Below are 26,542 nucleotides of genomic sequence, written 5' to 3' on the forward strand. Positions count from 1 at the left end.
TTAACATCTAGCATAATTACAGATTTGTAATTTATAATTGCTAAAGAGTCAACTAAATAACTAAACAATGACAATAGAAAAAATAGAAGCGTTTGTTCTTAAAGATACTTTATCTAAAAGTTTTTTCTTTTCACAATGGGAATATGCAGAACGTTGTATCTGTGTTGTTAAAGTAACAGCCTCTAACGGTCAACACGGTTGGGGAGAGGCTTATGGTCCTGCTACAATGGTAGAAGCAGGTATAAAATTATTAGAATCAACTGTGCTAGGAGAAAATCCTTTAGAAAATGAAGTAATTTGGAACAAAATGTACCGGAAGACGTTAGATTTTTCTAGAAGAGGTGTTTATATGGCGTCAGTTAGTGCTATAGATATTGCTATCTGGGATTTAAAAGGTAAAATTTTAGGATTACCAGTTTCAACCTTATTAGGTGGTGCTCATAGAAGGAAGATACAACCTTATGCAACAGGTTTATACTTTACAAATCACAATAATTTTTCTGAAGGTTTTGTAGAAGAAGCTAAATTATACGTTTCTCAAGGTTTTAAAGCCATGAAAATGAAAGTAGGTTTGGGTATTAAAGAAGATGTTGCTAACGTAAAACTTATTCGAGAAACTATTGGACCGGATATAGATTTAATGGTAGATTCTAATCATGCGTATACTTTTAGAGAAGCTGTAGAATTATCAAAAAAAATAGAGAAATACAATATCAAATGGTTTGAAGAACCTATATCACCTGAGTTTTATGAACAATATAGGGAGTTAAGAGAAAAAACTACTATTCCTATTGCTGGTGGTGAATGTGAGTATTTACGTTTTGGATTTAATGAATTAATCAAAAATAAATCTGTAGATATTTTACAACCAGATGTTTGTGCAAGTGGAGGTTTAACAGAAGCAAAAAGAATTGCTGCTTTGGCAAGTACGAATGGTATCGATTTAATACCACATACTTGGGGAACTTCTATTGGTTTACATGTTGGTTTGCATTTTATAGCGAACTTAGAGGCGATTCCTGGGAGAATGTATCAAGCAGATTACTTAATAGAGTTTGATCAAACAGAAAACGGATTAAGAGACAACTTAACATTTCCTAAATTAGAAATGAAAGATGGTATGTTAGAAGTACCAAATAGACCCGGTTTAGGGATTGATGTAGATGAAGATGTTTTACGTAAGTATTGTATCAGTAGTACTACCAATGAAATAGAAGTTGAAAAATTATTAAATAAATAAACAAGCATATGAAGACTCAAAACTTCGGATATAAAAAATTATACATTGATGGTCAGTTAGTAGATGCTGTTAGTGGAGAAAGAGAAGATGTTATTTGCCCAGCAACAGGAGAAGTAATTGCTCAGGTTGCAAAAGCAGGAAAAGCAGATGCAGAAAAAGCATTGATCTCATCACAAAAAGGTTTTAAATATTGGTCTAAACTTTCTTTAATAGAAAGAACCGTTTGGATGTTAAAATTGCGTGATGCAATTTTAGAAAAATCAGATGAGTTAAGAAATGCAATGGTGCATGAAATGGGGAAAACCTATGTAGGTTCTGAAGAAGATATATTAAGACTTACAGAGTCATTAGAATGGTACCCAAATGCCATGAAAAATTTAAGAGAAGAGCAAATTCCTGATTATGATGGTACGCATACTCATAAAATGATTTCTAAACCAGCAGGAGTTGCTATTGCTTATTTAGCATGGAATTTTCCGTTATTAAATGTTGGTTATAAAATAGGACCGGCATTAGCTTCTGGATGTTCTTTAATTATTAAACCATCTAGTTTATCACCTTTATCCGCATATATGGTAGGTGAAATTTTAGAAAGCATCAATTTTCCAGCTGGTGTGGTTACCATTTTAGCAGGTTCTAGTAGCGAAGTGGCAACACCAATGACTACCAGTAAAATTCCTGCAGTAATTACCATGATTGGTTCTACGCAAACAGGACAAAGAATCATTGCTGATAGTACAACTTCTATCAAAAAATTAGGAATGGAATTAGGAGGAAATGCTCCTTTTATTGTTTTTGAAGATGCAGATTTAGAGTTGGCTTTAGATTTGGCAATCGGATTAAAATTTGGAAATACAGGTCAGATTTGTGTGGCTGCAAACAGAATTTTCGTTCATAAAAATATCTATGACAAATTCTTAAAGGAATATGTAAAAAGAGCATCCGCATTAAAAATAGGTTTTGGTACTAAAGAAAATCCAGACGTATTTATGGGGCCTTTGGCTTCTAGAGGATCTAGAGATAGAATGTTTACGTTGATAGAAGATGCAGTAAGTAAAGGAGCAAAATTAGAATATGGAGGAGGAATTCCTGAAGGCTTACCAGAAGGAGGAAACTGGATGCAACCAACCATTATTTCTGGTACTACAACGGAAATGAAATTGTTTAGAGAAGAAACTTTTGGACCTATTGCAGGTGTAATGTCTTTTGATACGGATGATGAAGTTTTAGAATTAGCAAACGATACCGAATTTGGTTTAGCTTCTTATATTTTTACAAACAATAACAAGAGAATAGAAAGATTTACAGAAGATTTAGAGTTTGGAGAAATTCAAATCAATGGTGTAAAATATGCTATTTATTTACCACACGGTGGATTTAAAAATAGTGGAATTGGACATGATTGTTCACACCTTGCTTTAGATGATTATTTAGTTAAGAAACGTATTACATCAGCACTATAATTATGGCGAAAAATTTATTACAAGCTAGTTTAAAGGAGGGTAAAACACTTTACGGTCCTTTTTGTAAAGTACAAGATCCTGCAATGGTAGAAATTGCTGCTTTAGGAGGTTTCGATTTTGTTATTATAGATATGGAGCATGGTCCTTATAGCATAGAATCTACTCAGAATATGATTAGAGCTGCAGAAGCTAGAGGAATTACACCTGTTGTAAGAGTTACAGAAAATTCTGAAACTTTAATTCTAAGAACTTTAGATATTGGAGTTAAATGCATTCAGGTTCCGCAAATATGTACAAAAGCAGATGCGGAAAGATTGGTGAAGTCTACCAAGTTTTATCCGAAAGGAGAAAGAGGTATGTGCAGATATGTAAGAGCAGCAGAGTATACAAATATTAGTGCAGCAGATCATTTTGGAAAAGCAAATAATGATATTACTACCATTATTCACATAGAAGGAATGGAGGGTATTAATAACTTAGAAGAAATTGTACAAGTAGATGGTATTGATGTGATCTTTTTAGGTCCTTATGATTTATCTCAATCTTGTGGTGTTCCTGGTTTAGTTAATGACCCTAAAGTAGTAGATGCTATGAAAGGCGCTGTAGAAACTGCTAAAAAATACGGTAAGTTTGTAGGTACTTTTACAGAAACACCAGAAAAAGCAAAAATGTGGAAAGATATTGGCGTACAATATATTTCTTATGCGGTAGATGTTGGTTTAGTAATGAATACTTTTAAAGAAATTACTGCACAACTTAAAGCTTAAGCAGAAAATACTATAAATGATGAAACCCTATAACTGAGAAGTTGTAGGGTTTTCTTTTGCTTTAAAATTAATGAATCAATTTAAACCTGTCTCTTCGACTTTTTTAGGAGAAGTTGTATAAAGAGGTTAAATACAATATACGTAATATGATGTGATTTCTTTTAGCTACGCTAGATACTTTCAATCAAGATATATTTTGATTTCAGTAGTATTCGAAATGACCAAATTGTGAGGAACTTTATTGGTAATAAAGCTGGTCACTTCTGCTTTTTTGGAGATGTCACATAAAGAAGATAACACACAACATGAGTATTACTATATGTTTTCTTCTGTTAATCTGTAAACAAAAAAAGCTAACAATTTTAAATTGCTAGCTTTTATAAAGTACGTAATTTGTGGAAAATAATTATTTAGTTTTTAACTAATTTCTTTGTAGAAATTCCTTTGTCTGAAGATATTTTAACTAAATAAACAGACTTGCTTAAAGAAGAAACATCAATAGATTTTGTATTTGTTGTAGAAAGTACTTTTTTACCTAATAAGTTAAAGATTTCAACTTTATTAAGCGTTTCTTTAGAATTAATAAATAATTTATTTTCTACAGGGTTTGGATACATGTTTACATTTTCTAATTGTTGAGAACTCACACCTGCTGTTGGAGCATCTTCAATAACTGCAGTCATTTGGTCAAAGTAAACAACGTCTCCAGCTACACCGTTTAAAGCTACATTTTCTTCGTTATTTATATAACCTAGCCACATTTCTATATTACGTATTTCTGAAGCTGGATCTGTATGGTCTTGAGGAAGAGGAATTGTAAAAGTTAATTCTTCCCAAGTATCTGCTGTTCCACTGGTGCTAAAAGAAGCTGTTGGCCAACCTGTAGCTACTTTAGAGTCTCCTCCTGCAGCATTTGTAGTTTTTAATCTTACTGAAATACTTATAGGTGCTGTTCTAGTAGATCTTACCCACATTGTTACCTTGGCTTGTTTTCCGTCAGTAATAATTCCAGCAGCATAAGGCTGTGAAAAATCATTAAAGTACCAAAACTGAGCATCTTGATCTTTAGTAAAAGTACTTTTAAAACTTTTGGTTCCATCTTTAGCAAAATCTGTAGATAATTCTCTACCTAATTGAGTTGTATTTCCCCTAAAAGTATAGCTTCCTACAGCATCGTCAAAACTAGGGTTTTTAATAAATTCAGAATATGTAGAAGGAGGTAATTCTGTTAAAAATTCAATTTCATCAATATATAATTTAGCTCCTGATGGGTCTGTTAAAGCACTACCAGCTCTAAATAATATATCTAATGTAGTAACCTCTCCTGTAATAGCAGACACATCTAAATATATTGTTTGAAATCCACCAGCAAATTTAGCTAACAATACGCCATTATTATTTTGAGTATCAATGCTAGAAGGTTCATCTGTTGTTCCTGCGGGTCTAAACTTTCCTTGTACTTGTACATTTATAGCCTCTGTTTCGTTATAAACTTTAACTTTAATGTAGTTGTAAACGTCTGCATCGAATACAATAAAAGCATCATCTCCACCTTGTCCTCTTCTAATATTGGCATTGTTATTTGTTGTACCAGCTTCAGTTCTGTCTAAAGTTAGTGCCCCATCAGAAGAAGGTGTAGTAGTTCCATCATCCCAAGATACTGTTCCGGGACCATAGCCTTTGACCCAAGATTGAGCATCGGCTGTAAATTGATAATGTGTAGGTCCTTGTTGTGCAGCTATTTTTATGGTAGTAAAAAGGACTGCAGCCATAAATAAAATTTTAAAGTAATTTTTTTTCATAATAAATGGTTTATAGTGTTTAAAATATTAGTTTTTTATATCTATAAAATTAATTTATATGTTAGCATATTTCATGCTAAATATTACCTTTTACTTGCGCTGGTTTATCCGAAATGTAAAATGTAAGTTGTTTGTATTGTTGTGTTTATGTTTTTAAGTGACTTTATTTTTGTTTTAAAATACGTAGGTAAAGCTCGTGCTAAATTTTCTATTATATTTAGATTGTTCTTGCTTGGTTATTATTTTTTGAGAAAGAGAGAAAGAAAAGTTATTGAATGATTTTATAAGGATGTTAAAAATCAATTTGTTGTACCTAAACAAAAAAAAGCCAAGATATAAATCTTGACTTTCCGTACTATACTTGTAGCGAGAACGGGATTTGAACCCGTGACCTCAGGGTTATGAATTATAAATTAGAGATATTAAATAAAACTAAATTATCTGTAGGTCAATTAGTTAGTTGTGTTTTAATTTTGTTTGATATTGAATAATATCATATAATATCATCAAATGTTGTACCTATGTTGTACCTAGATTTTGTATCTTTAGCTTAATAAATTTATTAAGGTGTCTTCAATTAAAGCAGTTTTAAGGAAAAAAGCAAATTCTCAAAAATTATATCCTATATTGTACTTAGGATTATAAAAGATAGAAAAGCTACTTTTATTTATATCGGTCAATATATAAAACAAATTGACTGGGATAATAAAAATTGTGCTGTTAAGAAGTCACATCCAGATTTTTTGTATATCAATCAACTTATTTTGAATAAAAAGTCTGAGGTCAATAAAAAGTTAATTGATGCTGAGATGGAAACGAACTATCAGTCGGTAACAGCCATAAAAAGTAAAGTTTTAAATAAAAAAAACGAAGACTTTTTTCTAGTATCAAACTATTATTTGAATCAATTAAAAAATCGAAAACAATTCCATCAGGTAGATATAGAAAAACAGCGCCTTCAAGTTTTTAAAAATTTCATTAAAAAAGATACATTTAACTTAGGTGATTTTGATGTACGTTTGATGAAGGAATTTGAAAATCATTTATCAACTAAAAGGAATCTATCTAAAAGAACGATTGCAAATTATATGATTACAATCCGAACAATTCTGAATATTGCTATTTCTGATTTTTCGATTAAAAATGTAAGTTATCCATTTGGTAGAGGGAAGTATCAGATAAGGTTTCCGGAATCAGTTAAGATAGGTTTAACTATTGAAGAAATTAAAATTTTAGAAAATATAAAAGACCTCACTCAGGCACAACAATATGCCTTAAATGCTTGGTTACTTAGTTTTTATTTTGCCGGAATTAGAGTTAGTGATGTTTTATTATTGAAGTGGACAGATTTTTTAGATAATAGGTTGCATTATAGAATGGGCAAAAATAAAAAACTTGTTTCTTTAAAAATTCCAAATAAAGTAATAGGTATTCTTAGTCAGTTAGAGAAAAATGAGGAAACAGTTTATCTTTTTAAAGAATTAGAAGGTGTTGATTTAGATGATGACAGATATTTAAAAACGAGAATAAAGACTGCTACAAGAAACTTTAATAGACGCTTAAAAATGGTAGCAGATAAAGCTGGTATTGATAAAAAGCTAACAATGCACATTGCTCGTCATAGTTTTGGTAATATTTCAGGTGATAAAATTACAATTCAAATGCTTCAAAAGTTATACAGACACTCTTCAATTACAACTACTATTTTGTATCAGTCTAATTTTATGCAACAAGATATTGATGATGCTTTAGATAAAGTTGTTGAGTTTTAGTTCAACTTAATTGTAGGTTGTATTGAGAATATTTTATCGTGATCGGTCTAATTTATTTTTTAGATGTAAACTAGATAATTTATTACTTTAACGGACTATCACTAGTTCTAAAACCTCTTGATATCAATTTAGTAATTGTGAAATTATAGCTTTAATTCTCTTAAGTTAATTTTCTAAAGTTTTTTCTGTATGTATTTCATTTTCTTGCAACATTTTATTTCTGAGTTAATTTAAGCTATCGAAATAAAGATAATTCTCCTTCTTTTAATAATATTAGCACAATTATCTACTCTTTTTGTATCTATTTTAACTTTAAAATTGATACCTTATAGATATTATATAATTTTCTCTTGGAAATAATTAGGTCATAATTTTTTATCATAAAAACATAATATTGTATTATATAATACAAATTGACCAAATAAATTAATCAAATGAAAAAAGATTCCAATATTATATATATGATATTGACTTTAGGTTTCCTTTTTTTGTATTAAGAGGCACAACTTAATTACAGACATTATATAAGGGAATATTCACTGTTTTTTACAGATGATATTCATTTACCTGAATTCAGATTAAATTGCATTTTAATACTTAAAAAGATTATCGTAAAAGTTATTGTGTAGAATTATTTAAAATTCTATCAAAATGTGATTCTAAGTGCTTTTTTGTTATCTTCTTTCAAAAGTTTTCTATGCATTTAAAACTTCTTAGCCTACATGTAGGTCTCTACGTCAGGTAGTTTTTTAGTATGTACATAATGAAATACAAGTAATAATAAATTCTGAAACTTTTGTAACGTTTTGTTTACATACATTTCATTTAATTTTCCGTGAAAGGGAACTTCGCTTTCTGAGCTAAAAAGAATAGCTTTTGCTGAGTTTTTATTTTCTATTTTACTAGCAATTTCTTCTAGCTCAACTAAATTCTTTCTCTATCTTTCTATCAAACAACAGATTTATAATTACCATTTCTAATATTAAGCGAAGCTCAAAAACATTTTTTAAGGTTTCATCAGCTAGTAAATAGGTGTCACTATAGTGCATTATAAAAAAAGCTATTAAAAGGTTATAAAACGATTTAAAAACTGATTTTTCGTTTGAAAAATTTTATATCATTCAAACTCCTCTAGGGTGTAATTCTAATATAGGACATCAAAATATTAGAGAGGCTCAAAGAGCGTTTGTAAAGAAATATGAAAAAATACGGATTCTAACCTGCCACGGTTTTTTAGAAAATCCCAAGACTGAGAATGGAAGTTATTTTTTATCAGATGGTTGTCATTATCATGTCCATGGTTATGAAGTTTTAGCAAATTGGATTTCTATGATGGAGAAGTAGATTACCAAGCGACTCAATTAATTTAAGTTCAGTAATAGTTATTTAGGTGTTCGATTTATAGTGTTTTATGAGCCAATTGCTATTCAACCAAATTTATTAGTTGATGGTGTTTTGTATACTGTAAAAGATCATTTGTTTGCTTTAAATAGTCATAAACATCTTCTATCTCAAAAATAGAAGTCTTAGCTGAAAACTCAAGAAAGATAAGGTTAACATTCTCATGACAGTCCTTATAAAAGGGAGGTAGCTTAGCGTATATTTTAGGTGATAATTATTTTTTAATATCAAAACCTTATAGCTGACCTTGACTTGTGGATAAAGTACTGGAATTGGTGTGGTTGGTTTTACTTCGGTTTTAGAGTAAATTACAATTATTTAACATAATATTAGCGCTTGTTACATAGAAAAGTTACATATTTTTATTAATTAATAATTTTAACCAACACCACTCATGTTTAGTTGTTAGTCGAAAATAATTAATTGATTGTGTTTTATTTTGTTAATTTAAACTTAAATTAACTTTAAATAAAACTAAATTCAAAAAATTATGACAAAAAAAGTACTTAAATTACTGTTTGTGTTGGGCATTCTATGCACATACAGTATGCAGGCACAAACAACTGTAAAAGGGAGTGTTGTAGAAGCAGGAAGCAATTTAGCGCTGCCAGGAGTTAGTGTAGTTATTAAAGACTCTACTGCTGGTACTACAACTGATTTTGATGGTAATTATAGCATTAATGTAGCAGGATCAAATGCTATTCTACAGTTTTCTTATATGGGGTTTGCTTTGCAAGAAATTGGAGTTAATGGGCAGAAAGTAATTAATGTTACATTGGTGCCAGATGTTAGTCAATTAGACGAAATAGTAGTAACAGCTCTTGGTATTAAAAGAGAACGTAAATCTTTAGGATATGCGGTTCAAGAAGTAAAAGGAGAGAGTTTAACAGAAGCAAGAGAGTCTAACGTTGCTAATGCTTTGGTAGGTAAGGTTGCAGGTGTACAGATTATAAAAGGTAGTAATGGTCCTGCTAGTTCTTCAAAAATAGTATTGAGAGGAAATAGTTCATTATCTGGAGATAACCAACCTTTAATTGTTGTCGATGGAATTCCTATGGATAACTTTACAGGAGCAGAGAATACAGATTTCTTTAATCCTTCTCAAGATTTAGGGAATGGACTTGGAGATTTAAATGCCGATGATATTGAAACGATGACGGTGTTAAAAGGTGCTTCTGCTGCTGCTTTGTATGGTTCTCGTGCAGGAAACGGTGTGATTTTAATTACTACTAAAACGGGTAAATCTAGAAAAGGTCTTGGTATTACAGTTTCTGTAACTACTGGTTTTGAAAGATTATTTATAACACCAGAAATTCAACAGTCATTTGGACAAGGAAATGAAGGTGTGTATGTAAATGATTCTCGTGCAAGTTGGGGACCTCAAATTACGGGTCAGACTGTAACGGATTTTAAAGGTGATCAAACTACTTTAAGAGCGTATGATAATATCGATAATTTTTATAATGGAGGATTTAATCAAAATTATAGTGTATCATTTCAACAACAAGTTACAGATGCAACATCATTATATACTTCTGTAAATTATTTAGAGAATGAAAGTAATATTCCAGGGTCTACATTAGAAAGGTTAAACTTAACTACTAGAGCGGTTTCTCATTTTGGTGAAGATAATAAATGGACTTCTGATGTAAAGGTGCAGTATATTAATACGCAAGCAGGTAACAGACCTTTAAATGGTAGTAATAATAACAATGCTTTTGCTACGTTAGCACAATTACCAGTCTCTGTAGATATTACACAATTTGAAGAAAGTTCAGATCAATTTGGTAACATGAGATGGTTTGTTTCTGAAAATGCAGAAAATCCATATTGGTCTGCAAAAAACAGATTGAGTGAAGATGCAAGAGATCGTTTCTTATTAAATGGATCATTAAAGTATAAATTTAATGACTGGTTAAGTTCAGAATTAAAAGCAGGAGCAGATTTATACACCACAACTACAGAAACTAAATTATACTCTGGTAGCCCAGGAAATAATACAGGTATATATAGTTTTGGTAAAGATTCTTTTATCGAGAAAAATTACAGCTTATTATTACTTGCAAGTAAAGATAATATCTTAGGTAAATTTGGAGGGTCTGCAACCTTGGGGGGAAATTTAATGTCTAGATCTTCTAATAATATTAGTGGGCATTCTGGTGATTTAGTTGTACCAAACTTATTTACATTAAATAATGGAGTAAATCCAGCAAATATTAATCAAGGTTCTAGTAATAGAAAAACAAATTCTATTTATGGTACATTCCAGGTTAATTACGATGGGTATTTATTTGTCGATTTTACAGGTCGTAATGATTGGTCTTCTACGTTAAGTGAAGAAAATAGATCTTTTTTCTACCCATCTGTAAGTGCTTCTTTTGTTTTTACAGAGATGTTAAGAAAACAAGATGTAGACATGCCTAGTTGGTGGAATTTTGGTAAAATAAGAGCATCTTATGCAACTGTAGGAAATGATTTATCTCCTTATGAACTGTATAACTTCTATACAATTGATAATGACGTAAATGGTAATACTACTGCAGGTACTAATAATGTATTGTTTAATCCAGACTTAAAAAGTGAGTTAATTAAATCTAAAGAAATTGGTTTTGAAGGTAGATTTTTTAATAACCGTTTAAGTTTAGATTTTGCATACTACCAATCTAATGCAACAAACCAGTTAATAAACTTGCCTTTAGATCCTTTAAGTGGTTATAACTCTAAAAAAGTAAATGCTGGTGATGTTCAAAATAAAGGTTTTGAATTGTCTTTAAATGGTAGAATTCTTAACAATCCAGAAGGTTTAAATTGGGATTTAGGTGTAAACTACTCTAAAAATGATAACACTATTGAAAGCTTAGCAGAAGATGTGACTCAATATGCTCTAGGAGGTTTTGATAATTTAGCTGTATTAGCTATTGAAAATGGAGTTTATGGAGAAATTTGGGGAACTAAATATGCAAGAGTAGCTGATGAAGCGAGTGCTAATTTTGGACAAATTATAGTAGATGGTAATGGTTTGCCAACTGCAACATCAGAAAAATTTAAATTAGGTGAGCAACAGCCAGATGCTATGGTTGGTATTTCTAATACGTTTACTTATAAAAATTTAACTCTTGGTTTTTTAATTGATGCACGTTTAGGAGGAGAGATTTTCTCTGGATCTAACCATGCATTACAAGCATCTGGAAACGCATCAGCAACAGTAGTTAATGGAGATAGAGCAGATTTTATCGTAGAAGGAGTAGTTAGTGATGGTAGTGGAGGTTTTACGGCAAACAATACTGCAGTTTCATCACAAGATTATTGGACAGCTATTACTGCAAGAACAGGTAACTTAGGTATAACTGAAGCGAATATTTTTGATGCTACAAACATCAGGTTAAGAAATGTAAATGTTAATTATAATTTAAAAAGTAAGTGGTTAACGGATTCAGGGATTCAAAATGCTAAAATTGGAATTTCTGCAAATAACGTGTGGATGATAAAAAATAACTTGAATGGTATAGATCCAGAATCAGTTTTTGCTACGTCTACAAATGCTACAGGTTTTGAATATCTTTCTCCTCCTACAACAAGTAGCGTGTTTTTAAATCTATCATTAAGTTTCTAAAAATTAAAAAATATAAGTAATGAAAAAAATATTAAAAAATACAAACTTACTTGTTCTAATGCTATTCGCATTTATGTCTTGTTCAGATTTTGAGGAGATAAATATCAATCCAACTGCAGCAAATGAAGATCAAGTACAAATAGAATATTTTATTAACAGCGCTATAGGTGGTGTTCAACAAAATCCACATATTTCAGAACGTATTTTTGTTCTTTATTGGAATGATGCAGGAAGAATGACAAGGGTTGGTACTTTGTCAGAAGGAAGCGCAAATGATGGATGGTCTAGTGATTATTACAACGGATATGTATCTTCATGGTTAAGAAATATTAATGCAGGGATTAAAATTGCTGATGAGCAAATAGCTTCAGGTAATTTTAGAGAACATACACCAAACCTTAAACAGGTTGCAAGAATTTGGCGTGCATATATTATGAGTGAAATGACTGATAATTTTGGACCTATTCCTATTAATGGTTTTGAAGGTGTAAATCCAGTATATAGTGATGTTAAAGATGTATATTATTATATGTTACAGGAATTAGGTGAAGCTACAAGTGCATTAGATCTTACAGTTTCTAACCCTAATGATGCTTTAAAGAAATTAGACCCAGCTTTTGAGTATGATTTTAAAAAATGGCAAAAATATGGGAATTCTCTAAGAATGCGTTTAGCAATGCGTTTGTCTGAAGTAGATCCTGCAAAAGCACAATCAGAATTTGAAAGTGCAGTGGGTAATGCTTATATTGAAGATGCAGCAGATAATTTTTCTGTAAAAGAAGTAGCTGGTTATAATGATTATACAGGTGTAATGACTAGAGAGTGGTGGGATCATGAGGTTTCTGCAACACTTAACAATTTAATGATTGGTTTAGGTGGGGTAACTTCTCAAAATTTGTTATCTGCAGATAAGCACGGCTATATTAAGCCTGCAAATTATATGGGGCTTAAGTTTGATGATCATTTTACGTCTATGACGAATGATCCTTCAGCAGGTTTCTTTTTTGACGGATTGCACAATAAGATAGATCCTAGAGCGTATGATTTATTTAAAATTCCAGGAGATTTTTCAGATCCAGAATTTAACTCATACCCTTCATGGAACAGTAATGCTAGCACTACTAAAAGAAGCCTTGTAGATGCTTCTGATAATATTGTTAAAGAAATAGAGTCAGCTTTTACATGGAACGCTTACCCAGGTGGTAATTGGGGAGACAAAGGGTCTAAAAACAAAGTGTATGGTTTTACAGGTACATTACCTCGTTTAGCTAATAAGTATAGAAATAACTCTAATAGTAGAATCTTCTTTGCTTCTTGGGAATCTCACTTTTTAATAGCTGAAGCTGCAGTAAAAGGTTGGGCAGTTCCTATGACTGGTCAAGTAGCTTATGAGCAGGGAATTGCACAAAGTTTTGCATATAATGGTGTTTCTAGTCATTTAACTAACTATTTAACTTCTCAAGATTACAGTAGAGTAGGTACTTCTGTTAGTTGGTCGCATACTACAGAGCCTTCTTCTTCTGTTCTTGTAACTTATTTAGATGGATATTCAAACTTACCTGGAACAATGAATTTACAGTATCCAGATAATACAATCTATAAAAATGGAGCAGTAAAGAATGACCTTTTAACAAAGATTATTACTCAAAAGTTTATTGCGCAAACACCATGGTTGCCTTTAGAGACTTGGAATGATCACAGAAGACTTGGTTTACCATTTTTCGAGAATCCAGCAGTGGAAAAGCCTTTAACGGACATGCCACAATTAACAAATGGAAACTTTATGACCAATAGGATTGATTTTTATGGTCAACGATTAAAGTATCCTTCAAACTTTTCTAGTAATATTCCTGGAGGATACCAACAAGCAGTTGGTAAGTTAGGAGGACCAGATACTGTATTTACACCATTATGGTGGGCACAGCAAAATTAAAATTTAAGGATGCCAAAAAGGTAATACTTGGTTTTTAGATGTAAAGAAAAAGGAGAGCTTAATAGCTCTCCTTTTTTATTGTTATTTATTGGTCCCAAGTTAGGGTTTTAAACCTTGCAATTTAATTGCAGAACTTTGGTAATGTGAAAAAATCTATACATTCGCATGTATGAGTGTATAGGTAAGAAAAGGTTCGCATACTGTAGGTCGTATAACTTGTTATATTGTTTGGTCTAAAAAATATAGATACAAAGTTTTGAAAGGTGATATTCAAGTAAGATGTCGAGAACCTCTAATTCGAATTTGCGAGGTACAAGGGATTGAAATATTAAAAGGAGTTATTAGTCCCGATCATGTTTATATGCATATAGAGTATGCTCCAAAACTTAATGTAAGTTATATTGTTAAAAGTTTGAAAGGAGGTTCATCACGAAAGCTTCAGCAGGAGTTTCTTTCTTTGAAAAAACGATATTGGGGCAATCATTTTTGGTCAAGTGGTTATGGTGTTTGGAGTAGTGGAGTTATAACAGATAAAATGGTTAATGAGTATTTGGAACATCACAGGAGGAAAGGCAGTGATGATAATTCTAATTTTATCCTTGAGTGATTAAGGGGGGACTTTCATTCCTGTTTTTAAACCCCTACACTTGTAGTGCAAGGGGTGCTTAGTTTTTGAAAGTGCTTTGTATGCTGTTAAAAATCATTTGTTTGCTTTAAATAACCGTAAAATATTATCAATCTCAAAAATAGAAGACTTAGCAGATAACTCAAAAAAGATAAGGTTAACTTTCTCGGAAAATCTCATATCAAAAGGAAATCGCTTCACGTATGTTTTAGGAGATAATTATTTTTTAACATCAAAACCTTATAGCGGGCCTTGGCTTGTAGATAAAGTTACTGTAGTTGGTGCGTTTGGTTTTACTTCAGTTTTAGAGTAAATTACAATTATTTAACATAATCTTTTGCATGTCCTATATGAAAGTTGCATATTTTTCTTAATCAATAATTTTAACCAACACCACTTATGTTTAGTTGCTAGTCGAAAATAATTAATTGATTGTATTTTATTTTGTTAATTTAAACACAAATTAAACTTAAATCAAAAAATTATGACAAAAAAAGTACTTAAATTACTGTTTGTGTTGGGCATTCTATGCACATACGGTATACAGGCACAAATAACTGTAAAAGGGAATGTTGTAGAAGCAGGAAGCAATTTATCGCTGCCAGGGGTTAGTGTAGTTATTAAAGGCACTACTGCTGGTACTACAACTGATTTTGATGGTAATTATAGTATTAATGTAGTAGGGGCAAGTGCTATTCTGCAATTTTCTTATATGGGGTTTGCTTTGCAAGAAATTGAAGTTAATGGGCAGAAAGTTATTAATGTTACATTAGTACCAGATGTTAGTCAATTAGACGAAATAGTAGTAACAGCTCTTGGTATTAAAAGAAAAGAGAAAACATTATCTTATTCCCAGCAGGATGTAGATGGTGATGAAATATCGAAAACTAGGGAGGCTAATTTTGTAAATAGTCTAGCGGGAAGAACTTCTGGATTAGAAATAAAGCAAAGTGCAGCAGGTGCTGGTGGGTCATCAAAAATTATACTTAGAGGAAATAAAAGTGTATTCGGTGTAAGTTCACCATTATTTGTAATAGATGGTATTCCTATGGCAAATAACTCTACAGGGGGTGAGGAAAATAGTGTTTTTGATAGTCGAGATGGAGGAGATGGTTTGTCTCAGATTAATCCTGATGATATTGAGAATGTTTCAGTACTTAAAGGAGCTAATGCAGCTGCTCTTTATGGTAGTCAAGGGGCTAATGGTGTAATATTAATTACAACTAAAAGTGGAACTGTTGGTAAACTAAGTGGGAATATATCTTCTGGTATATTGTTTCAAAATGTGATAAACTTACCAGATATGCAATATAGGTATGGAGCTATAAATAATGAAGGTGATGAAAGTTGGTCTACACAACGTGAAAATTATAATCCTGATTTTATAGATGATTTTTTTGACAATGGTTATCAATTAACTAATTCGCTAACTTTAAGTGGTGGTTCTGAGAAAAGTTTATCCTATTTATCTTATGCTAACACAACTTCTGCAGGTGTGACACCAGGAAATAAATACATTCGGCATAATGTAACCTTCAAACAGACCAATAAATATTTAGATAATAAATTGAAGATTAGCTCTAGAGTGATGTTAAGTACTGAAAAAATAAGTAATAAACCATCCTCAGGTTATTACTTTAATCCTTTAACGGGTTTATATTTATTTCCAAGAAATAAAGATTTTAGCCAGTTTGAAAATGATTATGAGGTTTATGATGAAGGTAGAAATCTTATGCTTCAGAATTGGTTTGTGGATAGTGATAAACAGCAAAATCCATATTGGATAATAAATAATAATAAAAGTGAAAATCATAAAAAGAGGATAATTGCTAGTGTTGCTGCTGAGTATGATTTAAATGATAAGATGAAATTTCAAGTTCGCGCAAATTATGATTATGCTAGAAGCGAATGGGAACAGAAAATTAAGGCTGGAACAGCAGGAAGTTTAGCTCATGAAAATGGAAGATATCGATTTAATGACTTTACAAGTACAAAAATGTACACTGATGGTATATTTAGCTATAATGATGAATTTGGGGATTTTGATATTGGGTTTATTTCTGGTGGTAGTTATGAGAAAAGTGAATTAGGTAAAGGTATCCAGGCAGATTCTGATAATTATGGAATACAGTATGCAAACATTTTTAGCCTTCAGAATTTTTCTCAAAATGCTTTAATAGAGCAATCTGTAGATAGTCAAATGGAAAAACAAAGTCTCTTTGCTAATGTTCAACTCGGCTATAAGGATATGTTATTTTTAGATCTATCGGGTAGAAATGATTGGAGCTCTACATTAGCTTTTACTGAGAATAAATCATATTTTTATCCTTCATTTGGTGCTACAGCGTTACTAAGTGAAATGTTTGATTTACCAGAATCTATTGTTTTTTCAAAAATTAGAGCTTCTTATTCTATAGTGTCTAACGAAGTGCCTGCTTTTTTTACACTTCCATTAAACGAAATAGATGGTAATGGTATAGTAATAAATACAAAAAAGCCTTTTGCTGAACTAAAACCAGAGGACCAAAATAGTTTTGAAATTGGTACTGACTGGCGTTTTCTTAGCAGCCGCCTAGGTATAGATTTAACCTATTATAGAATTGATAATAAGAATCAATTTCTTGAGTTAAGTGCACCTTCAGGTTCTGGATATAGTGTTTATTATGTTAATGCAGGTCATATAAGAAATTCTGGTTTTGAGGTTTCTCTAACAGGATCACCAGTTAAGACTAATGATTTACGATGGGATACAACAGTAAATTTTTCTACTAACGAAAATAAAATATTAGAATTACATCCTGAACTACAAGGTAGATATGAAATCTCAAGAAGTGAAGGTTATGCACTTTACATTGTCGAAGGAGGTTCTTTTGGGGATATTTATACATATAAATTTGAAAAGGATGAGTATGGTAGAATTTTGATAAATGATAATGGTGCGCCACAACGAACTAGTGAGTATGAGAAAATTGGAAATTCACAACCAGATTTTCTTTTGGGGTGGAATAATAATATCAGCTATAAAAACTGGAACTTTAGTCTTTTAATCGATGGTAAATTTGGAGGAAAGGCAGTGAGTGCAACAGAGGCTTTACTTGATGCTTATGGTGTTTCTGAAAGAACAGCTGTAGCACGAGATAATGGACAAGTAAATATTAATGGAGTAGATTTAAGTGGTAACCCAGTGACTTCTGTAAACCCGGAAATCTATTATAAAGCTGTAGGGGGACGCGACGGGATTATGGAGAATTATGCTTATGATGCCACCAATATTAGATTAAAACAAGTCTCGTTATCTTATGATTTTGGTTTTAAAGAGACTTCTTTTTTTCGTGGAGCAAGTATTTCTTTTATAGCTAATAATTTATTTTTTATCTATAAAAAAGCGCCTTTTGACCCTGATCTAGCATTTAATACAGGTAATAGTTTTCAGTCCTTTGATTTATTTAACCTTCCCTCTACTGCGTCTTACGGACTTAATTTAAATTTTAAATTTTAAAATAAATTCTCATGAAATTAATTAATATAAAAATATTTATAATTTTCAGCATTGCATTAACTTCATTAAGTTGTACTAGTAATTTTGAAAATATTAATACTGACCCTTATGGAGTTTCGAATGAAACTTTAGAGCAAGACTATTATGATCTTGGAGCTTTTTTTCCTGGAATGATTAGAATGTTGGTTAATACAACAGATTTTAAATATCAAATAGCACAAAACCTTACTACAGATTCTTGGGTTGGTTATTTAGCGCCTCCAACTCCATTTGCAGGAGGTGCTAATAATACAACTTATAAAATGGTGTGGAAAAATGAAACCTGGAATAGTACTTATAGTGAAATAATGGCACCCTCCAAGCAAATTATAGAACGAGCACGTGAAAAAAATCAACCTCAATTTGAGGCTTGGGCAAAACTTATTCGTATTTACGGTATTCAGAAAGTAGCCTCACTACATGGACCTGTCATTTATTCTAATTATGGTGCAAGCAACACAGTATCTATATATGATAGTGAAGAAGTACTCTATAAAAAGTTTTTTGAAGATCTTGATGAAATTAATAAGGTTTTAATAGAATATATAGATTTTGAGGGATTTAAAAATTTTGATATTGCCTATAATGGTAATGTGTCTCAATGGCTAAAATTGTCGAATAGTCTTCGCTTGATGCTAGCTATGAGATTAAGTAATGTCGATCCCCAGCTAGCTCAAGAACAAGCTGAGAAAGCAACTTCGCATCAATTAGGTGTATTAGAAAGCAATGCAGATAATTTTCAAGTTCAGCTGGGGTCAGAGAGACATCCTCTTAATACTATTGGTTATAGCTATAATGATACAAGAATGTCAGCAACCATGGAGTCTTTTTTAGTAGGGTTTAGGGATCAGCGAATTAGTAAGTTTTTTGCTCCAGTAACAGGGGGGAATATGGAAGATTTAGTTGCGTCTCATCCAGAATACCCATATAAAGGTGTTAAAAATGGAGCAATATTAAATGCTAAAGAGAAAAGAGTTTCTTTTTCTAAGCCTGGAGTTTATTTCACCACAAATCCAGATTATATAGTTTTAAGTTATTCAAATATTAATTTTATGCTTGCTGAAGCTAGGTTAAGAGGTTGGGATGTTGGTGTTATGTCTGTAAAAGATTATTACGAAGAAGGTGTAAAAGCTTCTTTTCAACAATGGGGGGCAGAAGGTGTTGATGATTATTTATCAGATGACGTTAGTAAGCCTATTGATTATAAGGATCCTGCAGCAGATGTAGCAACAGAAAATGCTTTCGATGCACAAACAAATATTACAATTATGTGGGATGAAACATCTACTAACTCAATTAAATTGGAACGTATTATTACCCAAAAATGGATTGCTGGTTTTCCAAATTCTAATGAAGCATGGGTTGATTTTCGTAGAACAGGTTTTCCGGCTATAGAACCTGTTTATAAAAATGATAGTGATTCAGGAGACGGAGTTGTTTTAGTGGGGGAGCATATAAAGCGTATGCGTTTTATAGAGGAGGAATATGCAGAAAACCCTAAAGGAATTGATGATGTCTTAGGGAAAATTAATGGACCAGATAAGATAAGTACTAGATTATGGTGGGATGTTAATGGTTTATAGAAACTCATGTTTTAAAGTAATCTTATTTTCTGTTAGTATGTTCAAAATAGAGTTGCAAGTAGTTGTAACTTTATTTTATTTTTTAATAATATAAATTCAGTTTTAATAGATCATTTCTAAACTAATAATCATAATTATTGGGCAAACACCATTGTTGCCTTTAGAAACTTGGAGTGATCATAGAAGACTAGGTTTACCATTTTTCGAGAATCCAGCAGTGGAAAAGCCTTTAACGGACATGCCACAATTAACAAATGGAAATTTTATGACCAATAGTATTGATTTTTATGGTCAACGTTTAAAGTATCCTTCAAATTTTTCTAGTAATATTCCTGGAGGATACCAACAAGCAGTTGGTAAGTTAGGAGGACCAGATACTGTATTTACACCATTATGGTGGGCACAGCAAAATTAAAATTTAAGGATGCCAAAAAGGTAATACTTGGTTTTTAGATGTAAAGAAAAAGGAGAGCTTAATAGCTCTCCCTTTTTTATTGTTATTTATTTTGTAAATTTATTTGGTATTGTATGTTCTTGTTATAAAAAATTAAATAGAAGATTTTAAGATTATATCCTTTACTTCATTTATGTAAGATCTTCCTATAACATACCTCATTCCATCAATTTCAATACTATTACCTTCTACAGCATCAATTTTATTCATAGCAATAGTGTAGGATCTATGTATTCTAATAAAATTATTTTTAGGTAATAAATCTGTAAAGCTAGATAAGGTGCTGTGAATTAAAAACTTGCCGTTAGTGGTGTTGATTTTTAAGTAGTCCTTAAGACTTTCTATAACCAGTATTTCATCTAAGAAAATTTTTTTCATTTTTTTCTTATCAATTTTAATAAAAAGATATTGGCGTGTATTCTTAACAGGGTTTGTAGCGTTGTTAATGTCTAATCTACTATATACCTTATTTATGGCTTTCATAAATCTATGAAATTCATAAGGTTTTACTAGATAATCAATAACATCAAATTCGTAGGCATCTATAGCAAACTCCGTATATGCACTAGTAATTATAATTAAAGGTGGGTTTTTTAGACTTTTAATAAAATTAAGTCCGTCTAAAACAGGCATGTTAATGTCAAGAAATATAAGATCAACTTTATTGTTTTTTATAAAATTTAAAGCATCAATTGCATTGTTAAAAGAGTTTACTAATTCTGCATCTTCAATTTGTTCTAAGTAATTTTTTACAACATTAACCGCTAAAGGTTCATCATCAATAATTAAGCATTTTATTTTCATACACCTTCACATTCATGAAAAGTTTTATAGAAAAAATAAGTACAATTAAGTTACTTTAATTTTTAGCTCTACAGTAAACTTATCATTAGTATTTATAGTTAGTTTATAGTCGTTTTTATTATAGCCTAAAGTTAACCTTTTTTTTACATTCTCTAAACCTATACCACTGGAATGTTCAAAAGTACTTTTATTTTCTGATACTGCAGGTAGTGGGTTGGTAATTGTAAAATAGAGGAAGTCTCCTTTTATAGTAAAATCGATATCAATTTTTTTAACACCTATATTTTTATTAACCCCATGTTTAAAAGCGTTTTCCACAAAAGTAAGTAGTAAAATAGGAGAAATTTCTTTGTCTTGAATATCTCCAGAAATAGACAAAGAAATTTGTAACAATTCATCATGCCTAATTTTTTCTAAATCTAAATAATTCTGAATGCATTGTATTTCATTGATTAAAGATTGTCGATTAGATTTTGTTTCATAAAGTAAGTAGCGCATGAGCTCGGAAAGTCTTAAAATTATTTTGGATGTTTTTTCTGACTGTTCTAACGCAAGAGAATGAATATTGTTAAGTGTATTAAAAAAAAAGTGAGGAGATACTTGCGCTTTTAAAAACAATAATTCAGTTTCCAATTGTGTTTTTTCAAGATCTGCAACTAGTTTTTGCTTTTCTAAAAAATCGAAAGTAACCTTAATGGCTGTAATAAAAGTTATCACATATACTTCTCCTATCATCATGTCTAAAACGTAATTTAATGACAGCGAATTAATAGGCTCAGGGCCTTCTGGCCAAACTTCATTACTTATTAAAAAATAAGTTAAATTAAATTTTGTGACCACCATTAAAAATATTGCAATAAAAAATAGGGAAATGTATAACGTATATTTTCTTTTGAATAGAAATTTTGGCATCAAAAAAAGGATGTTAAAATAACATAAAGAGATGTGAATTGGAAAACCTAATAAATTTGTTTTTAGAGAATACAAATAGTCATTAAAATAACTGCCCCAACGAAATGTATTGAAAAGAAAATAAATAGACCAAAAAATAATGTGGTGCCAAAAAGATATTTTATAAAGGTGATTAGATTCAAAATTCATTAATAAAAATCTTTTTTTTGATGTTTAGGAGAGTTGTTGTGCTGTCCGTCTAAAATTATTTTAATTGTGGTTAAATTTATGAATTTTTATAGAATAAATAGATTTTGTCTTTTTGATTTTAGAATTAAAATTATTAGTTGAGGATATTTATAAAATAATGATACTATTTATTCATAAAAAAGAAAACTCTTTTAAGTATTTTAGTTTTGATAAAAGTAAATATTGAGTTTTATAATTTTGTTTAATACATACACATGAAAAAAAAACACCTAATTATTCTTTGTTCTATTTTAATGGTAAGCTGCTCTAAAAATTCAGAAACCATAAATAATACTCAAGAAAAATCTTCAATAAGCTATGTAGATCCTTTTATAGGTACTGGAGGACATGGTCATACGTATCCTGGTGCAACTGTGCCTTTTGGTATGTTGCAGGTAAGTCCGGTAAACGGTATTAGTGAGTGGGATTGGTGTTCTGGTTATCATTATTCAGACGATGTTCTGGTGGGTTTTAGCCACTTAAGTTTAAGCGGAACAGGTATTGGAGATTTGGCTGATATTATTTTTATGCCGGTAAATAAAGAAGTAGATTTAACTATAAACCCACAGTCTAGAGATAGTATTTCTTATAAATCTTCTTACAGTCATAAAAATGAGAAAGCATCTCCTGGATATTATCAAGTTTTTTTAGAAGATCATGATGTTAATGTAGAGTTAACAACCTCTAAAAGAATAGCAAATCATAAATATTCATTTAAAAAAGGAGATAAAAATTCTGTTGTCATAGATTTAGGCTTTGCTATTAATTGGGACAGACCTTTAGAAACTTCTTTAAATATTGAAGACGAGTTCACTATAAGTGGAACTAGATTTAGTAAAGGTTGGGCTAACAATCAAAAAGTATTTTTTGTCGCTAAATTTTCGAAGCCAATTGTCAGTCATAAGTTGTATGCTGATGGTAATCTAACAGCTGAAGAATCAGCAAAAAGCAAAAAAACATCCACACAATTATTTTTTGATACAGATGATAAAAATGAATTGCAAGTAAAAGTAGCACTTTCATCTGTGAGTATAGAAAATGCAAAAGATAATTTAGATACTTCTGATTTTAATTTTGAAGGCGTAAAAACTTCTGCAGAGAACTCTTGGGAGAAGGCATTGTCTAGTTTTAATGTAGAAACAAAAACAGACTCTTTAAAAACTATTTTTTATACCGCATTGTATCATGCACAGCTAGCTCCTGTTACGTTTAGTGATAAAAACGGACAGTTTAGATTGGAGAATGATAGTATTGTAACTGCAGAAAATTACACTGCATATTCTACTTTATCTCTTTGGGATACTTTTAGGGCAGAACACCCTTTATTAACCTTGATTGCTCCAGATAAAGCATCGGATATGATTAACTCTATGTTGGCATATTACGAACCTAAAAAAATATTACCAGTTTGGACTTTGTACGGAAACGAAACAAATACAATGACGGGCTATCATTCCATACCTGTAATTGTAGATGCGTATAGAAAAGGTATTCGTGGTTTTGATGAGGAAAAAGCATACGAGGCAATGAAAATTACCATGCTGCAAGACGAACGTGGCTTAAATCATTATAAAAAATACGGATATATTCCTTATAATCTAATAGATGAATCTGTAACCATTTCTTTAGAGTATGCTTATGATGATTGGTGTGTTGCAGAAATGGCAAAAATGTTAGGAAAGGAAGATGATTATCAATTTTTCTTAAATCGATCTAAAGCATATCAACATTTATTTGACAAAGAAAGTGGTTTCATGCGTGGGAAATCTCAAGATGGAAAATCGTGGAACGAACCTTTCGATCCAAAACATTCTAACCACAGAGAGCAGACAGATTATACTGAAGGAAATGCTTGGCAACACAGTTGGTTTGTACCTCATGCAGTAGATAATTTAATAGAAATTCATGGTGGTAATAAAGTTTTCACAAATCGTTTAGAGCAATTATTTACAGAAAGCTCAGAAATTACTGGCGATAATGTTTCTGCAGATATTACGGGGCTTATCGGTCAATATGCACATGGTAATGAACCGAGTCACCACATTGCGTATATGTTTAATCATGCAGCACAACCTTGGCGTACTCAGTTTTGGGCACGTACTATTATGGATACGCAATATAATACAACACCAAACGGATTGAGTGGTAATGAAGATTGTGGGCAAATGAGTGCTTGGTATGTGTTGAGTTCTATGGGAATATACCCTATGAATCCGGCTTCTGGAGAATATGAAATTGGAACTCCAATTTTTGAAAAAGCAACAATGAATCTTCCTAATGGTAAAACATTTACTATTGAAGCAGAAAATATATCTGACAAAAATTTCTATATTCAATCGGCAACTTTTAATGGCGAAGTTTTTAATAAAACGGCTATTTCACACGATGCTATTTTAAAAGGAGGGAGCTTACATTTTGTAATGGGGGCTAAACCTAATAAAAATTGGGGAGTAATAGGTAACCAACAATAACTAATCAACTAATAATTACCCTCTAATGAATATAATAGATATTTCAATTATAGCAATTTACATTATTCTAACACTGGCTGTTGGAATTTGGATTTCAAAAAGAGCTTCTAAAGGATTAGATTCTTATTTTTTAGGAGGTAAATCTATAAAATGGTACTATTTAGGGTTAAGTAATGGCTCTGGGATGTTCGATATTTCTGGAACAGCCTTAATGGTAGGTTGGCTTTTTCTATACGGAACAAAGAGTTTTATGTTAATGTGGCTTTGGCCCATATGGAATCAGATTTTTATTATGATGTTCCTAGCCGTTTGGATTAGGCGCTCTAATATTATGACGGGGTCTGAATGGATTTTAACACGTTTTGGCGATGATAAAGCAGGACGAGCATCTCATAAAATTGTAGCACTGTTTGCTGTGGTTGCTGCCATTGGTTTTATTGCCTACTTTTTTGAAGGTGTAGGTAAGTTTATGACCGTTATTTTACCTTGGGATATGACTTTTATAATAGGTGCTTCAGAAATTTTAACTTCAGAGCAATCTTATGCACTCATTATAATTATTCTAACTACTATTTATACAATAAAAGGAGGAATGTTTTCTGTAGTGGCAACAGAGGTTTTACAATACGGAATAATGGTTATTGCAGGTGTTTTGGTTGCAGGCTATACTTTTATTGCTTTTAGTGATATAGAAATTACAAGTGTAATTACAGAAGAGTGGAAAAACGTTTTCTTCGGATGGGAGTTAGATACACATTGGGATTCTAAGTATCAAAAATTTAATGATTTGGTAGATTCCGAAGGGTATAAAATGTTTGGAGCTTTAATTGGTATGAGTCTTTTTAAAGGATTCTTCGCAAGTATTGCTGGTCCAACACCAAGTTTCGATATGCAACGTATTTTATCAACAAAAACAGTAAAAGAAGCTGCTTACATGAGTGGTTTTACAAATTTGGTATTGTTTATTCCTCGCTATTTATTAATTGGAGGTGTTGTAGTTATTGCGTTGGTAGTTTTAGCTCCTCAAATGGCTGCAAATCCCAATTTTGTAGGTGGAGATTTAGAAATTTTACTACCACAAGTAATTAATTTTCACGTTCCTGTAGGTATTAAAGGATTGCTTTTAGCAGGACTTTTAGCTGCCTTTATGTCTACCTTTTCCGCATTTGTAAACGCAGGACCTGCATATATTGTTAACGATATTTATAAAAAATATTTTAAACCAGAAGCAACGGATGATCACTATATTAAAGCGAGTCATTTGGCTTCTTTTGCAGTGGTAGGATTGGGTGTTTTTATGGGCTTTTTTGCAGATTCTATTAACTCACTAACATTATGGATTACAAGCTCTTTATTTGGTGGGTATGTAGCAGCTAATTTTTTAAAATGGATTTGGTGGAGATTTAACGGTTGGGGATACTTTTGGGGAATGTTATCTGGTTTAATTATTGCCAGTTTGCAATTTCTATTAGATCAAAATAAAGCCCATTTTACAGAAGGCTCACTTTTATATGACTTGTCTAATGTTTCTGCTATTTACTTATTCCCAGTCATATTTGGTTTTTCATTACTTGGTTCATTTTTAGGAACCTTTTTAACGAAACCTACAGATATAAAGGTTTTAAAAGCATTCTATACAAATGTACATCCTTGGGGATTTTGGAAGCCGGTATTAAAAGAATTAAAGAAAGAGAATCATAAAATTGAGAAAAATTCTGAATTTTGGTCAGATATGTTAAACTGTGCAATAGGTATTGTTTGGCAATCTAGTATGATTGTATTGCCTATCTATTTTCTAATAAGAGATTACCCGAAAGCGTTTATTTCTTTAGGCGTATTTTTGGTGACTTCTATTATTTTGAAGTTTACATGGCTAGATAAAGTGAGAAAAATTCCGAATTAAAAATAATAAGATTGACATTAAATAATAAAGAAA

14 protein-coding genes and 1 pseudogene are annotated in these 26,542 nt (G+C 31.3%); 12 read left to right on the top strand and 3 right to left on the bottom strand.

Annotated features, from left to right (window positions below):
* Window positions 1-67 precede the first annotated feature (67 nt).
* The 3 genes from KV700_RS16090 to KV700_RS16100 are packed head-to-tail and all read left to right on the top strand — an operon-like array spanning window position 68 to window position 3,470.
* On the top strand, window positions 68-1,240 hold the full coding sequence (locus KV700_RS16090; RefSeq protein WP_218598512.1) for a mandelate racemase/muconate lactonizing enzyme family protein: 1,173 nt from the start codon (window positions 68-70) through the stop codon (window positions 1,238-1,240).
* 8 nt (window positions 1,241-1,248) lie between these two features.
* Window positions 1,249-2,703 (top strand): NAD-dependent succinate-semialdehyde dehydrogenase, encoded by a 1,455-nt coding sequence (locus KV700_RS16095; RefSeq protein WP_218598513.1) that lies wholly within the window; start codon window positions 1,249-1,251, stop codon window positions 2,701-2,703.
* 2 nt (window positions 2,704-2,705) lie between these two features.
* Window positions 2,706-3,470 (top strand): HpcH/HpaI aldolase/citrate lyase family protein, encoded by a 765-nt coding sequence (locus KV700_RS16100; protein ID WP_166382822.1) that lies wholly within the window; start codon window positions 2,706-2,708, stop codon window positions 3,468-3,470.
* Window positions 3,471-3,880: 410 nt separating this feature from the next.
* Here the strand turns inward: KV700_RS16100 and KV700_RS16105 are convergent, their stop codons facing one another.
* Window positions 3,881-5,272: a T9SS type A sorting domain-containing protein gene (locus tag KV700_RS16105; protein WP_218598514.1), complete on the bottom strand. Its 1,392-nt coding sequence runs from the start codon at window positions 5,270-5,272 to the stop codon at window positions 3,881-3,883.
* 683 nt (window positions 5,273-5,955) lie between these two features.
* Between KV700_RS16105 and KV700_RS16110 the strand changes: the two genes are divergently transcribed.
* The 7 genes and pseudogenes from KV700_RS16110 (at window position 5,956) to KV700_RS16140 (ending at window position 20,152) form a co-directional block, all read left to right on the top strand.
* On the top strand, window positions 5,956-7,044 hold the full coding sequence (locus KV700_RS16110; RefSeq protein ID WP_254713015.1) for a site-specific integrase: 1,089 nt from the start codon (window positions 5,956-5,958) through the stop codon (window positions 7,042-7,044).
* 1,891 nt (window positions 7,045-8,935) lie between these two features.
* Window positions 8,936-12,058 carry a SusC/RagA family TonB-linked outer membrane protein gene (locus tag KV700_RS16115; protein WP_218598515.1) on the top strand — a complete coding sequence of 1,041 codons (3,123 nt, stop codon included), beginning with the start codon at window positions 8,936-8,938 and terminating at the stop codon, window positions 12,056-12,058.
* Window positions 12,059-12,077: 19 nt separating this feature from the next.
* A complete protein-coding gene (locus KV700_RS16120) occupies window positions 12,078-13,991 on the top strand; it encodes a SusD/RagB family nutrient-binding outer membrane lipoprotein (RefSeq protein ID WP_218598516.1) in 1,914 nt (637 codons plus the stop codon).
* Window positions 13,992-14,175: 184 nt separating this feature from the next.
* A pseudogene (tnpA, locus tag KV700_RS16125) lies at window positions 14,176-14,598 on the top strand (IS200/IS605 family transposase); the annotation flags it as partial.
* 535 nt (window positions 14,599-15,133) lie between these two features.
* A complete protein-coding gene (locus KV700_RS16130) occupies window positions 15,134-18,115 on the top strand; it encodes a SusC/RagA family TonB-linked outer membrane protein (protein WP_218598517.1) in 2,982 nt (993 codons plus the stop codon).
* Between the two features lie 11 nt (window positions 18,116-18,126).
* A complete protein-coding gene (locus KV700_RS16135) occupies window positions 18,127-19,737 on the top strand; it encodes a SusD/RagB family nutrient-binding outer membrane lipoprotein (RefSeq protein WP_218598518.1) in 1,611 nt (536 codons plus the stop codon).
* A 154-nt stretch (window positions 19,738-19,891) separates the two neighbouring features.
* Window positions 19,892-20,152: a SusD/RagB family nutrient-binding outer membrane lipoprotein gene (locus tag KV700_RS16140; RefSeq protein WP_254712937.1), complete on the top strand. Its 261-nt coding sequence runs from the start codon at window positions 19,892-19,894 to the stop codon at window positions 20,150-20,152.
* Window positions 20,153-20,284: 132 nt separating this feature from the next.
* On the opposite strand, the gene KV700_RS16145 is transcribed toward KV700_RS16140, so the two are convergent.
* Both KV700_RS16145 and KV700_RS16150 read right to left on the bottom strand, forming a co-directional pair.
* A complete protein-coding gene (locus KV700_RS16145) occupies window positions 20,285-20,995 on the bottom strand; it encodes a LytTR family DNA-binding domain-containing protein (protein WP_218598519.1) in 711 nt (236 codons plus the stop codon).
* A gap of 45 nt (window positions 20,996-21,040) precedes the next feature.
* The gene (locus KV700_RS16150; protein WP_368384763.1) at window positions 21,041-21,838 is read right to left on the bottom strand and encodes a sensor histidine kinase; all 798 of its coding nucleotides are present in this window, start codon (window positions 21,836-21,838) and stop codon (window positions 21,041-21,043) included.
* Window positions 21,839-22,350: 512 nt separating this feature from the next.
* Here KV700_RS16150 and KV700_RS16155 point away from each other — a divergent pair.
* Together KV700_RS16155 and KV700_RS16160 are read left to right on the top strand one after the other, a co-directional pair.
* Entirely contained in the window at window positions 22,351-24,606 is a 2,256-nt protein-coding gene (locus KV700_RS16155) for a GH92 family glycosyl hydrolase (RefSeq protein ID WP_218598521.1), read from the top strand.
* A 25-nt stretch (window positions 24,607-24,631) separates the two neighbouring features.
* Window positions 24,632-26,509: a sodium:solute symporter family protein gene (locus tag KV700_RS16160; protein ID WP_165734220.1), complete on the top strand. Its 1,878-nt coding sequence runs from the start codon at window positions 24,632-24,634 to the stop codon at window positions 26,507-26,509.
* Window positions 26,510-26,542 lie beyond the last annotated feature (33 nt).

This window comes from Polaribacter sp. NJDZ03 (genome assembly GCF_019263805.1).
GTDB lineage: Bacteria > Bacteroidota > Bacteroidia > Flavobacteriales > Flavobacteriaceae > Polaribacter.